At 72.1% G+C, this 12,883-nt stretch carries 10 protein-coding genes; 7 read left to right on the top strand and 3 right to left on the bottom strand.

What is annotated here, in order from left to right:
- Positions 1-4 precede the first annotated feature (4 nt).
- From O1G21_RS33255 to O1G21_RS33245, 3 genes are all read right to left on the bottom strand, one after another.
- Entirely contained in the window at positions 5-700 is a 696-nt protein-coding gene (locus O1G21_RS33255) for a discoidin domain-containing protein (RefSeq protein WP_405000842.1), read from the bottom strand.
- Between the two features lie 88 nt (positions 701-788).
- Complete coding sequence (locus O1G21_RS33250) at positions 789-2,459, bottom strand: endo-beta-N-acetylglucosaminidase (protein ID WP_270148913.1); 1,671 nt, start codon at positions 2,457-2,459, stop codon at positions 789-791.
- A 167-nt stretch (positions 2,460-2,626) separates the two neighbouring features.
- Positions 2,627-3,694 carry a LacI family DNA-binding transcriptional regulator gene (locus tag O1G21_RS33245; RefSeq protein ID WP_270148911.1) on the bottom strand — a complete coding sequence of 356 codons (1,068 nt, stop codon included), beginning with the start codon at positions 3,692-3,694 and terminating at the stop codon, positions 2,627-2,629.
- Between the two features lie 163 nt (positions 3,695-3,857).
- Here O1G21_RS33245 and O1G21_RS33240 point away from each other — a divergent pair, with 163 nt between their 5' ends.
- The 7 genes from O1G21_RS33240 to O1G21_RS33210 all read left to right on the top strand — a co-directional run bounded on the left by O1G21_RS33240 (position 3,858) and on the right by O1G21_RS33210 (position 12,882).
- Positions 3,858-5,147, top strand: a complete 1,290-nt coding sequence (locus O1G21_RS33240; protein ID WP_270148910.1) for an ABC transporter substrate-binding protein — start codon at positions 3,858-3,860, stop codon at positions 5,145-5,147.
- 117 nt (positions 5,148-5,264) lie between these two features.
- Positions 5,265-6,137: a carbohydrate ABC transporter permease gene (locus O1G21_RS33235; protein WP_270148908.1), complete on the top strand. Its 873-nt coding sequence runs from the start codon at positions 5,265-5,267 to the stop codon at positions 6,135-6,137.
- A 4-nt stretch (positions 6,138-6,141) separates the two neighbouring features.
- Entirely contained in the window at positions 6,142-7,062 is a 921-nt protein-coding gene (locus O1G21_RS33230) for a carbohydrate ABC transporter permease (protein ID WP_270148906.1), read from the top strand.
- A 42-nt stretch (positions 7,063-7,104) separates the two neighbouring features.
- Positions 7,105-8,412, top strand: a complete 1,308-nt coding sequence (locus tag O1G21_RS33225) for a glycoside hydrolase 5 family protein (RefSeq protein WP_270148905.1) — start codon at positions 7,105-7,107, stop codon at positions 8,410-8,412.
- Positions 8,402-11,443 carry an alpha-mannosidase gene (locus O1G21_RS33220; RefSeq protein ID WP_270148903.1) on the top strand — a complete coding sequence of 1,014 codons (3,042 nt, stop codon included), beginning with the start codon at positions 8,402-8,404 and terminating at the stop codon, positions 11,441-11,443. Before O1G21_RS33225 ends, O1G21_RS33220 begins: the two co-directional genes overlap by 11 nt.
- A gap of 69 nt (positions 11,444-11,512) precedes the next feature.
- Complete coding sequence (locus tag O1G21_RS33215; RefSeq protein WP_270148901.1) at positions 11,513-12,445, top strand: ROK family protein; 933 nt, start codon at positions 11,513-11,515, stop codon at positions 12,443-12,445.
- A gap of 26 nt (positions 12,446-12,471) precedes the next feature.
- Positions 12,472-12,882, top strand: coding sequence for a cupin domain-containing protein (locus O1G21_RS33210; protein ID WP_333493519.1), 411 nt, complete (start codon positions 12,472-12,474; stop codon positions 12,880-12,882).
- Position 12,883 lies beyond the last annotated feature (1 nt).

Genomic DNA, 12,883 nt, shown 5'->3' with positions numbered 1-12,883 from the left:
GGGGCTACACGCCCCAGGCCTCGAACTCGTAGATGCGGGCGGCCGGATCGGTGCTCTGGGTGGGTTTGGTGATGACCAGCCGGACGTAGCGCGCGGTGGTGTTCACCGGGTGGGTGGTGGTGCCCGCGGCGTTGCCGGTCGTGGTGGCGACCGTCGTCCACGGGTCGCTGGTCCTCGAGCGGACCTGGATGGAGAAGTCCCGGGTGTTGTAGGAGGCGCTCTCGCCGCCCGCCGAAGCATGCTTCACCACGAACTCGTCCAGCTTCTTCGCCGAACCGAGGTCCACCTCGAGCCACTTGGCGGGGGTCAGTGTGCACCACTTGTCACTGGTCCCGCCGCCGACGCTGCCGTTGACGGCCTTGGCCGGCCCCTCGTAGGCGTTGCACTGACCGGAGGCGGTGGCCGGACGGTTCAGCGCCAGGTCGGTCGAGCCCGAGGGTGGCGTGCCGTTCCAACTCACTACAGTCGAGGCGACGTTGGAGTGCCCGTAGGTGGTGGACACCGCCTCGACGTCCAGCGTGGTGGCGGCCTCACCGCCGGCCCGGTCGAGACGCCCGACGAAGTACGCGTCGTTGGGCGTGGCCCCCAGGAAGGTGCGGCTGCCGTCCGCGTTGCGCCGGTACACCTCGTAGTGGTGGACGTTGCCGCCGGGCGCGGCCCTCCAGGAGAGCCGCAGCGACTGGCTGGCGCCCGCGGTCACGTCGCTCGCGCCGAGGACGGTCAGCCTGCTCGGCGCGGCCGGTGTCTCCACCGACCCGTCGTAGAGGGCGACTTGGCCGACGTACAGGTCATACGCCGGGTTCGATCCTGAAGAACCGTCCACCTGCAGCGCGAGCTGGGAGATGGTCCGGCCCGCGTACCGGGAGAGGTCGAGCGTGTGCCGCTCCCAGCCGGTGCCGGTGTTGTCCCCGACGTCCACGGTGGTGAAGCTGCCCGGGGTGTCGGTGAAGGAAACCGCGGCCCTGAGCTTGGTCGGGCCGGCGGCCGGGGACTTGACCACCAGGTCGAGCCTGGTGCTCGCGGCGACTGGCAGGCTGGTCTGGTAGAGCCGCACGGTGTTGGTGGAGTCCAGGGTGCCGGTCAGCCGCAGCGAGGAGCCGCCCTGGTAGGAATCGGCGAAAGTCGATCGACGGACTGAGCTTGCTGCCGCTGGAGTCGACCACCCAGCGGTAGGTCGGCGGGACGTCCTGCAGCGAGAGGTTGTTCCAGCCGCCGGTGGCGACCCGCACCCCGGCCGCGTTGTAGAAGTCGCCCTGCCCGGTGTCGAAGTTGGTGACGAAGGGCTTGGCGGTGATCGGCGAGGACTCGGCCACGTAGCCCGCCAGGCCCGGCCAGCTGCTGGAGAGGTCGGTGTCGGACGGGTCGTTGTTGGCACCGACCCAGTAGCGGGCGTCCCTGGCGTAGAAGTCGGCGCGGTCGGTGGCGGACTTCCAGGTCCACTCGGGGCGGTAGAGGCCGAGCGAGGCGGTGTGCGGCTGACCGGACGGGAAAAGGGTGTTCCAGTCGACGGAGGTGTTGTATCCGTTCGCCTCGGTGTCGGCGCCGGAGTACAACTCGTATTCGCTGCGCCCAAGTTGCCGGGCCAGCGTGCGGGAGGAGTCCAGGCCGTCGGACGTCCAGCCGAAGTTGAGGAACATCGAGTCCGCGGTGCGCTTCGGACCGTCCTGCAGGAAGGGCGAGTTGGCGGGGGTGAGGGCGTTCTGCCAGTCGACCGCGCCCGTGGTGGTCATCGCGTCGTACCACATGAACTCGGTGCCGCTCTTCGCCTCGGTGTACTGCATCAGCTTGCGCACGTCGGTCGCGAGGTCCGAATCGCCGCCGCCGGTCTCCTGGTTGACGAACCAGCCGTCGAAGCCGTAGTACTGGGCGGCCTGCACCAGCTTGTCGGCGACGGGGTAGCGGTCGCCGGACTTCTGGACGAAGTCGCGCACCCACTGGAGCCGGCCGCCGTACGCGGTGGGTGGGAAGAAGACGGTGCCGTAGACCTTGACGCCGTTGCGGTGGGCGGCGTCGATCACCGTCGGGTTCGGCGCGAGGATCAGGCCCTCACCGGCGGAGCCGCCCCAGAACACCAGCTTGTCGACGTACTGCCAATAGCCGAAGGCGTAGTAGTTGGGGTCGGCGGAGCCCTGGGAGGGGTTGTTGGAGGTGGGAGCGAAGGAGACCAGCGAGGCGATCTTCCCTTCGCCCGCACGGGCGTTGGGGTTCGCGGCCAGGGCCGGGTCGCTGGTGCGCGGCTGGAGCGGGACGCGGGAGCGGTTGAACCGGGCGTCCGGGTCGGTGGCCGGGTCCCAGTCGAGGATGCTGCTGGGGTACCAGTACGAGGCGTACGGCTGGTTCCCGGGGGCGGCGACGACCGGCGCGGCCGCACCGGGAGTGGCCTGGGCGGCGGTGGGTACGACGCCCAGCGCGGTCGTCACGAGCGCGGCGCCGAGCAGCAGGGGGAGACGTCTTGACATGCGGTGGCTCCGATCGAGCGGAGTGGGTGGGGGCCGGGCCCACCGGCAGCGGCCGGCCCGGGTGCATGCGGGCGTGGCGGTGCTCATCGAGAGGGGGAATTCAGCGAACATGACAGCGAACATGACAGCGGGCAGTGCGCAGGGCCGGACCCCCTCGGCGCAGGAGGCTAAACCGGTTCAGAACCCGTGTCAACGGCTCGCGCAGCAACCCCACCCACGGGTGAGGGCGGCGAGGTGGACTCCCGTACGGTCAGCCGGGGCGTGGGCATCTGCAGGTCGCGTCCGGGCCCGGTGCCGTCCAGCGCCTCCAGCAGGCTGCGCGCGACCTGCTCGCCGAGCGCGAAGGTGTCCCGGCTGAGCGCGGTCAGCGGCGGGTGGACGATTCGGGCGAGCACCGAGTCGTCGAAGGAGACGATGGACAGCTCCCCTGGCACGGCGACGCCCATCTCCCCCGCCACCCCGAGCCCGGCGACGGCCATCACGTCGCTGTCGTAGACGATCGCGGTGGGCCGCCTGGCCCGGGAGAGCAGGGTCCGGGTGGCCGCCGCGCCCTCGGCGTCGCTGAAGTCGGTGGGCACCGACACCGCCTCCTCCAGCCCGAGCCGGCGCGCGGCGTCGCGCAGCGCGCGGATCCGCCGCTGGGTGTGCTGGAAGTGCGGCAGCCCGGCCAGGTGGGCGATCCGGCGGTGCCCGATGGCGGCCAGGTAGTCGACGATCGAGAGCATCGCCTCCCGGTCGTCGGCCCAGATCCGCAGCTGGTCGCCGCCCTTGCCGGGACCGCCGAGGACGACGGCGGGCAGCCCGAGTTCGTCCAGCACCGGCAGCCGCGGGTCCTTGACCTGCAGGTCCACCACGATGAAGCCGTCCACCCGGTGCTCGGAGGCCCAGCGCCGGTAGACCTCCACCTCCGCGGCGGTGTCCTCGACCACCATCAGGTGCAGCGCGACCGAGCTGGCCGAGAGCACCGCCTGCAGGCCGGAGAGCAGTTGGCTGAAGAACGGCTCGACGCCGATGGTGCGCGCCGGGCGGGCGATCACCAGGCCTACGGCGTCGGACCGGGCGCCGCCGAGGGCGCGCGCGGCGCTGTGCGGGCGCCAGTTCATCTCCTCGGCGACCCGCAGGATCCGGGCCCTGGTCGCCTCGCTGACCCCCGGGCGGCCGTTGAGCGCGAAGGAGACCGCGCCCTTGGAGACCCCGGCCTGACGCGCGATGTCGGCGATCGTCGGTCTGCCCACGGAACCCGACTCCTTCTCTTGACAGCCAAGTTTAGGCGGGAGCATAGTCCCTGCCAGAGCTAGACCGGTTTAGTTGGTCGATATCCGAAACACGACACAACCGAAGAACGCACACCCCGAGCTCGGCGCGATCCCCCACCCACCCCAGGACCGGGAGACCCTCATGCGAAGAATCTGGGCGGCACTGACGACGACGGCCCTCGCCACGGCGGCCCTCACCGGCTGCGGACTCGGCTCCGGCGACAGCAAGAACGGCGACAGCGTGGCGAGTGCGGCCGCCACCGGCGAGGTCAAGGGCAAGGTCTCGATCCAGACCTGGGCGCTCAAACCGAAGTTCACCGACTACATGCAGGGCGTGATCGACGGCTTCAAGAAGAAGTACCCGGGCGTCGAGGTCGAATGGCTCGACCAGCCCGGCGAGGGCTACTCCGACAAGGTGCTCAGCCAGGCCGCCTCCGGCACCCTGCCCGACGTGGTCAACCTCCCGCCGGACTTCGCCTTCCCGCTCGCCAGGAAGGACGTCCTGTTGGACGTGGCCAAGGCCGACCCCAAGCTCTCCGACGAGTACGTGGCCGGCGGCGTGGAGGCCTACCGCTACCACGGCTACCAGGGCACCTTCGGCTACCCCTGGTACCTCAACACCGACGTGAACTACTGGAATTCGGACCTCCTCACGAAGGACGGCCTGGACCCGAGGAAGCCCCCGACCACCCTGGACGAACTCATCGCCCAGGCCCGGGTGATGAGGCAGAAGTCCGGCGGCCAGGACTACCTGATGAGCCGAAAGCCCGGCCTCGGCGACCTCTACAACATCGGCGTGAAGATCATGGCCGACGACGGCAAGTCCTTCACCTTCAACACCCCCGAGGCCGCCGCGCTGCTCGACAAGTACCGCGACGCCTTCAAGGAAGGCCTGATGCCGAACGGGGTGCTCACCGACACCTACGCCGGCAACTCCAAGCTCTTCAGCGCCGGCACCGCGGCCTGGACCACCGGCGGCGGCAACTACATCACCAGCCTCGCCACCGACAACCCCACCCTCGCGCCCAAGGTCGTCGTTTCCCCCGCGATGTCCACCCCGCCGTTGTACGTCCAGGGCCTGTCCATCCACAAGAACACCAGGAACCCGGCCGCCGCGGTCGCCCTCGCCCGCTGGGTCACCAGTCCCGAGAACCAGGCCGCCTTCGCCCACCTGACCAGCGTCTTCCCGTCCACCAAGGCCTCCGCCGGCGACCCGTTCTTCAGCAAGGGCGACGGCACCAACGCGGGCGACGCCAAGGTGATCGCCTTCGACTCGCTCGCCAGGGCCAAGCTGATCCAACCGGTCGAGGTGGACGACGCGATGGGCACCATCGTCAAGCAGCAGTTCGCCCTCGCCATCAGCGGCCAGACCAGCTCCAAGCAGGCTCTGGACACCGCGGTCGAGCAGTGCGACAAGCTGCTCAAGAGCTGACCCCGCCACGCCTGAAGCCCCTACCGGCGAAGCGGCGGGCCCCCACCCGCCGCTCACCGGGGAGTGAAGCGCATGTCCCAAGCCCCCCGGAAGGCCCAGCCCCAGGAAGGCATCCGCATGACCCACCGGCGTTGGTTCACTCCCTGGCTGCTCGCCGGCCCCGCGATACTCTGGCTGGCCGTCTTCAACCTCTGGCCGGCCGTCAACACGGTGATCCTGTCCTTCACCAACGCCAGGCCGATCGGCGGCGGCCGGTTCACCGGCCTGGAGAACTACGGCCGCCTGTTCGACGACGCCCAGCTCGCCGACGCCCTGCTCAACAGCATCGTCTTCATGCTGGTCTGCCTCCCCCTGCTCACGGTCCTCCCGCTGCTGCTCGCCCTGCTCGTCCAGCGCCGCATCCCCGGCATCACCTTCTTCCGTACCGCCTTCTACACGCCGGTGATCGCCTCCGCCGTCGTGGTGGCGCTGATCTGGGGCTGGGTGCTGGACGACCGGGGCCTGGTCAACGGCGTGCTCCGGCAGAGCGGCCTCGCCGACTCCCCGGTCGCCTTCCTCACCGACCGCTGGCTGCTGCTGTTCAGCGCGATCGCCCTGACCGTCTGGAAGGGGCTGGGCTACTACATGGTCATCTACCTGTCCGCCCTCGCCAACGTCCCGCACGAGCTGCACGAGGCGGCGGCCGTGGACGGCGCGAACCCGCTGCGCCGCTTCTGGCACGTCACCCTGCCCGGGGTGCGCCCGACCATGGTGCTGATCTCCGTCCTCATCTCGGTGAGCTCGCTGCGCGTCTTCTCCGAGCTGTACGTGCTCTCCAACGGCCTGGGCGGCCCCGGCGGCCGCGACATGTCGGTGGTGATGCTGATCCAGATGTACAGCCGCGGCTTCAACGGCCACCTGGGCTACGCCTCCGCGCTCAGCCTGATGCTGTTCGTCATCACCCTCGGCCCGATGCTGTTCCTGATGCGGCTGAACCGGAAGGCGGCCTGACCTCGTGACCACCGTCCGCAAAACCGTCACCACCGTCCGCGAACCCCGAACCGCCGTCCGTACCACGCCCGTTCGCCCGCGGACCGCGCGCGGTCTCCACACCCCCTCCCCCGCCCGGACCGCGGCCCGCTACCTGCTGCTGCTGCTCGTCCTGCTGCTGGTGATCGGCCCCTTCCTGTGGCAGCTGTCCACCGCCCTCAAGGGGCCGGCCGAGGACGTCTACTCCCGCACCCCGAGCTTCCTGCCCGACCAGCCCACCCTCGGCAACTTCGGCAAGGTCGCCGACACCATCCCGGTGTGGGCCTACGCCCTCAACTCGGTGATCGTCGCCGCCGTCTGCATCACCGGCAACGTGGTCGGCTGCACCCTGGCCGGCTACGCCCTCGCCCGGCTGCGCTTCCGCGGGGCCCGGCTGGTCCTCGGCCTGTTCCTGGCCACCCTGGTCCTGCCCGGCGAGGTCACCATCGTCTCCCAGTACGTGCTGGTGCGCAGCCTCGGCCTGGCCGACAGCCTGGTCGGCGTCGCGCTGCCCGGGGCGATCGCGATGCTCAACGTGCTGCTGATGCGCACCGCGTTCGCCGCCGTACCGGCCGAGTTGGACCAGGCCGCGCTGGTCGACGGCGCCAACGTCTGGCAGCGGCTGTGGCACATCGGCCTGCCGAACGTGCGCGGCATGCTCAGCGTGATCGTCATCTTCACCTTCATCGGCGCCTGGGACGACTTCCTCTGGCCGCTGATCGTGCTCAACGACCCGCAGAAGTACACCCTCACCGTCGGGCTCCAGTACCTCAACGGCACCTTCTCCGCCAACCCCCGGCTGATCGCGGCCGGCACCATGATCGCCTTCCTGCCGATCGTCGTGGTGTTCGCCGTCTGCCAGCGCTTCTTCTTCCAGGGCGTCGAGCAGGGGGCCGTCAAGGGATGAGCCCATCTCCCCTACGCCACAGTTCAGTTGAGGAATCCCTCCATGACCACCACCGCGCAGGCTCCGCGCTTCGGCGTCAACTACACCCCGAGTGCCGGCTGGTTCCACCACTGGCTGGACTTCGACCTCGACGCCGTGCGCGCCGACTTCGACTCCATCGCCGCCCTCGGCCTGGACCACGTCCGGGTCTTCCCGCTCTGGCCGCTGTTCCAGCCCAACCGCGCCCTGATCCGCCCGCGCGCCGTCGAACAGCTGACCGCCCTGGTGGACGCGGCCGGCGAGCGCGGCCTGGACGTCGCGGTGGACGGCCTGCAGGGCCACCTGTCCAGCTTCGACTTCCTGCCGTCCTGGACCCGGACCTGGCACCGCCGCAACCTCTTCACCGACCCCGAGGTCCTCGACGGCCAGGCCGCCTACCTGCGCACCCTCGCCGGGGCGCTGCGCGAGCGGCCGAACTTCCTCGGGATGACGCTCGGCAACGAGATCAACCAGTTCTCCGGCGCCCCGCACCCCGACCCGGACCGGGTCACCCCCGCCGAGGTCGAGGCCTGGCTGCGCCGGATGCTCGCCGCCTGCGAGCGGGGCGCACCCGGGCGGCTGCACCTGCACGCCTCCTACGACGCGGCCTGGTACCTGGACGAACACCCGTTCACCCCCTGGCACTCGGCCCGCCTCGGCGCCGCCACCGCCGTGCACTCCTGGGTGTTCAACGGCACCGCCCAGCGCTACGGCGCCCACTCCACCGCCACCACCCAGCACGCCGCGTACCTGGTCGAGCTGTCCAAGGCCTGGGCGGACGACCCGGCCCGCCCGGTCTGGCTGCAGGAGGTCGGCGCGCCCGCCCCGCACATCACCGCCGAGGACGCGGCCCGGTTCACCGGTGCCACCGTCGAGGCCGTGCTGGACTGCCCGGACCTCTGGGGCGTCACCTGGTGGTGCTCGCACGACGTGGACCGCTCGCTCGCCGATTTCCCCGAACTGGAGTACGGCCTCGGCCTGTTGACCACTGACGGGACGGTCAAGCCGGCCGGCGCCCGGCTCGCCGAGGCCGCCGCCGAGGCCCGTCGCGGCTGGCAGCCGCCCGAGCCGCGCGGCACCGCCGTGGTGGTCGCCACCGGCGATGAGGTCACCTCTCCCCGCCGCGCGCTCTGCGGCCCCGGCGGCCCGGTGTACGAGGCCTTCATGCGCCTCGCCGAGGCCGGCGCCCGCCCGACCACCGTGCTCGCCGAACGCGCCGAGGACCGGGCACACCTGGCCGCGCGCGGCATCACCGAGGTGGTCCACCCCTCCGACGTACGTTCTCTTCAACCGTCCCCAGCACGCAACGGAGCCTGCCGACATGCACGATGACCGCACCCTGGTCGAGTCCCGCCTCAAGCGGGTCCTGGAGGAGCGCATCCTCCCGGCCGTCTACCCCGAGTCCGTCCCGCTGGAGGTCGGCATCTGGACCGCCCCCGGCGAGCCCGTCCCGGTCGCCGAGGGCTTGGCCGCGCCGCGCACCCCGATCGCGGTCGGCGACGCCTGGGGCGCGCCCTGGGGCACCAGCTGGCTGACGGTCTCCGGCACCGTGCCCGAGGCCTGGGCGGGCCGGACGGTCGAGGCGCTGATCGACCTCGGCTTCGACGCCAACATGCCCGGTTTCCAGTGCGAGGGCCTGGTCTACCGCCCGGACGGCAGCCCGGTGAAGGGCCTCAACCCGCGCAACCAGTGGGTGCGGATCGCCGCCCCGGCGGCCGGCGGCGAGCCGGTGCTGCTGCACGTCGAGGCCGCCGCCAACCCGGTCATCCTGGACTACCACCCCTTCCTGCCCACCGAGTTGGGCGACCAGGAGACGGCCGGCGACCAGCCGCAGTACAAGCTGACCCGGATGGACCTCGCGGTCTTCGACGAGACGGTCTGGCAGCTGTCGCTGGACCTCGAGGTGCTCGGCGAGCTGATGGCCGAACTGCCGGTGGACGGCGCCCGGCGCTGGGAGATCCTGCGCGCGGTCGAGCGGGCGCTGGACGCGATCGACCTCCAGGACGTCAACGGCACGGCGGCCGCGGCCCGTTCGGAACTCACCGCGGTACTGGCCGCACCCGCCGCCCCGTCCGCGCACCGGATCAGCGCGATCGGCCACGCCCACATCGACTCCGCCTGGCTGTGGCCGCTGCGCGAGACGGTGCGCAAGGTGGCCCGCACCACCGCCAACATGACCGCCCTGCTGGCGGACGAGCCGGACTTCCTGTACACCATGTCCCAGGCGCAGCAGTACGCCTGGATCAAGGAGCACCGCCCGGAGGTGTACGCGCGGGTCCGCAAGGCGGTGGCCGAGGGCCGGTTCGTGCCGGCCGGCGGCATGTGGGTGGAGTCCGACACCAACATGCCCGGATCGGAGGCGATGGCTCGTCAGTTCGTGCACGGCAAGCGGTTCTTCCTGGAGGAGTTCGGGGTCGAGAACCACGAGGCCTGGCTGCCGGACACCTTCGGCTTCACCGGCGGTCTGCCGCAGATCATCCGCAACGCCGGCTCCAGGTGGCTGCTGACCCAGAAGATCTCTTGGAGCCAGGTGAACAGGTTCCCGCACCACACCTTCCTCTGGGAGGGCATCGACGGGACCCGCATCTTCACCCACTTCCCGCCCGTGGACACCTACAACTGCTCCATGAAGGGCAGCGAAATCGCCCACGCGGCAAGGAACTTCAAGGACAAGGGGGTGGCCAGGCACTCGATCGCGCCGACCGGCTGGGGCGACGGCGGCGGTGGGACGACCCGCGAGATGGTCGGCAAGGCCGCCCGGCTGCGGGACTTGGAGGGCTCGGCCACCGTCCGCTGGGAGAAGCCCGCCGAGTTCTTCGCCAAGGCCGAGGCCGAGTACCCGAACCCGCCGGTCTGGGTCGGCGAGCTCTACCTGGAACTGCACCGGGCCACCCTGACCAGCCAGGCGAGGACCAAGCAGGGCAACCGGCGCAGCGAGAACCTGCTGCGCGAGGCCGAACTCTGGTGCGCCACGGCCGCGTTGCGCACCGGCGCGGCGTACCCGTACGAGCAGCTGGACCGGATCTGGAAGACCGTGCTGCTGCACCAGTTCCACGACATCCTGCCCGGTTCCTCGATCGCCTGGGTGCACCGCGAGGCCGAGGCCACGTACGCGGCGCTGGCGGCGGAGCTGGAGGCGCTGATCGGCGCCGCCCAGCAGGCGCTGGCCGGGGAGGCGGCGGGCGGGCGCGAGCTGGTGTTCAACGCGGCGCCGCACGCCCGCTCGGCCGTCCCGGCCGGCGGAGCGGCCGTGGTGGCCCGCGCCGAGGCGGGCTGCACGGTCGTCGAGCGGCCCGAGGGCGGTTTCACCCTCCGCAACGGCCTCCTGGAGGTCACGGTCGACGCCGACGGCCTGATCGGCTCGGTCGTCGAACTGGCCGGCGGCCGGGAGACCGTCGCCCCCGGCAGCCGCGCCAACCTGCTGCAGCTGCACCCCGACTTCCCCAACATGTGGGACGCCTGGGACGTCGACCAGTTCTACCGCAACACCGTCACCGACCTGACCGGCGTGGACTCGCTCACCGCGTCCGCCACCGGCGCCGCCGCCGTCGTCCGCGTCGCCCGCTCCTTCGGCTCCTCCACCGTCGTCCAGACCCTCACCCTGCGGGCGGGCGAGCAGCGCCTCGACATCGGCACCGAGGTCGACTGGCACGAGACAGAGAAGTTCCTCAAGGCCGCCTTCCCGCTCGACGTCCACACCGAGCGCTACGCCGCCGAGACCCAGTTCGGCCACCTCTACCGCCCCACCCACACCAACACCAGCTGGGACGCCGCCAAGTTCGAGGCCTGCAACCACCGCTTCGTCCACCTCGACGAGCCCGGCTGGGGCGTGGCCCTGGTGACCGCCTCCACCTACGGCCACGACGTCACCCGCACCGTGCGCGCCGCCGACGGCGGCACCACCACCACGGTCCGCTTCTCGCTGCTGCGCGCCCCGCGCTTCCCCGACCCGAAGACCGACCAGGGCGTGCACCGCTTCCGCCACGCGCTCGTCCCGGGCGCCACCATCGCCGACGCCGTCCGCGAGGGCTACCGGATCGGCCTGCCCGAGCGGCGGGTGACCGGCAGCGCCGAGGAGGTCGCGCCGCTGGTCGAGCTGGACAACGACGCCCTGGTGGTCAGCGCGGTCAAGCTCGCCGACGACCGCAGCGGCGACCTGGTCGTCCGGGTCTACGAGGCGGGCGGCGGCCGTGCCCGCGGGCGGCTCACCACCTCCTTCCCGCTGGCCGGCGCCGTGCCCTGCGACCTGCTGGAACGGCCCTGGGACGGCACCCGCGGCGAGGTGACGGTGGAGGACGGCGCGGTGCGGCTGGCGCTGCGGCCGTTCGAACTGGTCACCCTGCGGCTCACCGCGGCCCGCTGACCGACGTACCGTAAAGGCGCCCCGGCCCCTCCGGGTCGGGGCGCCGCGCCCACTCTCCTGGAGCCCGCCATGCCGCTCACCCCCCTGTTCGCCGCCGTCGACATCGGCGGCACGAAGATCGCCGGGGCGCTGGTCGACGGCACCGGACGGCTGCGGCACCGGCTCCAACTGCCCACCCCGGCGCGCGAGCCGGGCGCGGCCGTGCTCGCCGTCGTGCACAAGGTGCTGGACCAGCTCGCCGGTACCCCAGACTGGGCCGCCGTGACGGCCGTCGGCATCGGCAGTGCCGGCCCGGTCGACCTCGCCGACGGCACCGTCAGCCCGGTCAACATCCCCGGCTGGCGCGGCTTTCCGCTGGTCGCCGAGGTCGCCGCGCACCCGGCGGTGGCCGCCCGCGCGCTGCCCGTCCGCCTCGCCGGGGACGGCGTCGCGATGGCCGCCGCCGAGCACTGGCAGGGTGCGGCCCGGGGCGCCGACAACGCGCTCTGCCTGGTGGTGTCGACCGGCGTCGGCGCCGGGCTGGTGCTGGACGGCGCCGTCCGGCCGGGCCCCAGCGGCAACGCCGGGCACCTCGGCCACATCACCGTCGACCTGGACGGCGACCCCTGCCCGTGCGGCTCCCGCGGCTGTCTGGAGGGCCTGGCCAGCGGTACCGCGATCGCCCGCCGGGCGCTCGCCGAGGGCTGGCGGCCGCCCGGCGAGGACCGCACCGCCCGCGCCGTGGCCACCGCGGCCGCCGCCGGCGACCCGATCGCGCTGGCCTCCTTCGACCGGGCCGCCCAGGCGTTGGCCGCCGGGATCGCCGCCACCGCCGCCCTGGTCGACCTCCACCGGGTGGTGGTCGGCGGCGGCGTCGCCACCGCCGGGGAAGTGCTGTTCGCCCCGCTCGCCCGCCACCTGGACCGCTACGCCGCCCTGTCGTACGTCCGCGGCCTGGACGTGCGCCGCGCCGAACTCGGCACCGACGCCGGGCTGATCGGCGCGGCCGCGCTCTGCCGCTGACCGCCCTCCCGGACTACCTCCGCGGCGTGGGCGTCGAGTTGACGGCCAACTCGGACAACGTGCTGCGCTGCGGGCTCACCGCCAAGCACGTCGACGTGCCCGGCCTGCTGGCCGTCACGTCCTTCCGCGCCGCCGAGCCCGCCCGCCGCACCGCGCACCCGGCGAGCGCCGTGGAAGCCGAATACCCCTCCCCCGCTGAGGAGTTCCGGCTCTCCCGGCTGCACCCGACCGCAGTCCCCACCCGGATCGAGCTGCCCACCCCGCAGATCCTGCTCTGCATCGCGGGCCACGCCCGGCTGAGCGCCCCCGGCCACCCCGCCCTCGACCTGCCCCGGGACGCCTCCGCCTACCTGCGCCCGGGCGCCGGACCGGTCGAGCTGACCGGTCCGGGCGCGCGGCTGTTCCGGGCCACCACGGGCGCCCCGGCGCGTGTCTGAT

The organism is Kitasatospora cathayae, assembly GCF_027627435.1.
GTDB classification, from domain to species: domain Bacteria; phylum Actinomycetota; class Actinomycetes; order Streptomycetales; family Streptomycetaceae; genus Kitasatospora; species Kitasatospora cathayae.
The sequence above is the reverse complement of the archived record's forward strand: the minus strand, read 5'-3'. Positions and strand labels throughout refer to the sequence as shown.

Excerpts from the sequence above, each read along its gene's own strand:
- O1G21_RS33250 (WP_270148913.1), bottom strand. The coding sequence starts at position 2,459 with ATGTCAAGACGTCTCCCCCTGCTGCTCGGCGCCGCGCTCGTGACGACC.
- O1G21_RS33240 (WP_270148910.1), top strand. The coding sequence starts at position 3,858 with ATGCGAAGAATCTGGGCGGCACTGACGACGACGGCCCTCGCCACGGCG.
- O1G21_RS33235 (WP_270148908.1), top strand. The coding sequence starts at position 5,265 with ATGACCCACCGGCGTTGGTTCACTCCCTGGCTGCTCGCCGGCCCCGCG.
- O1G21_RS33225 (WP_270148905.1), top strand. The coding sequence starts at position 7,105 with ATGACCACCACCGCGCAGGCTCCGCGCTTCGGCGTCAACTACACCCCG.
- O1G21_RS33220 (WP_270148903.1), top strand. The coding sequence starts at position 8,402 with ATGCACGATGACCGCACCCTGGTCGAGTCCCGCCTCAAGCGGGTCCTG.
- O1G21_RS33215 (WP_270148901.1), top strand. The coding sequence starts at position 11,513 with ATGCCGCTCACCCCCCTGTTCGCCGCCGTCGACATCGGCGGCACGAAG.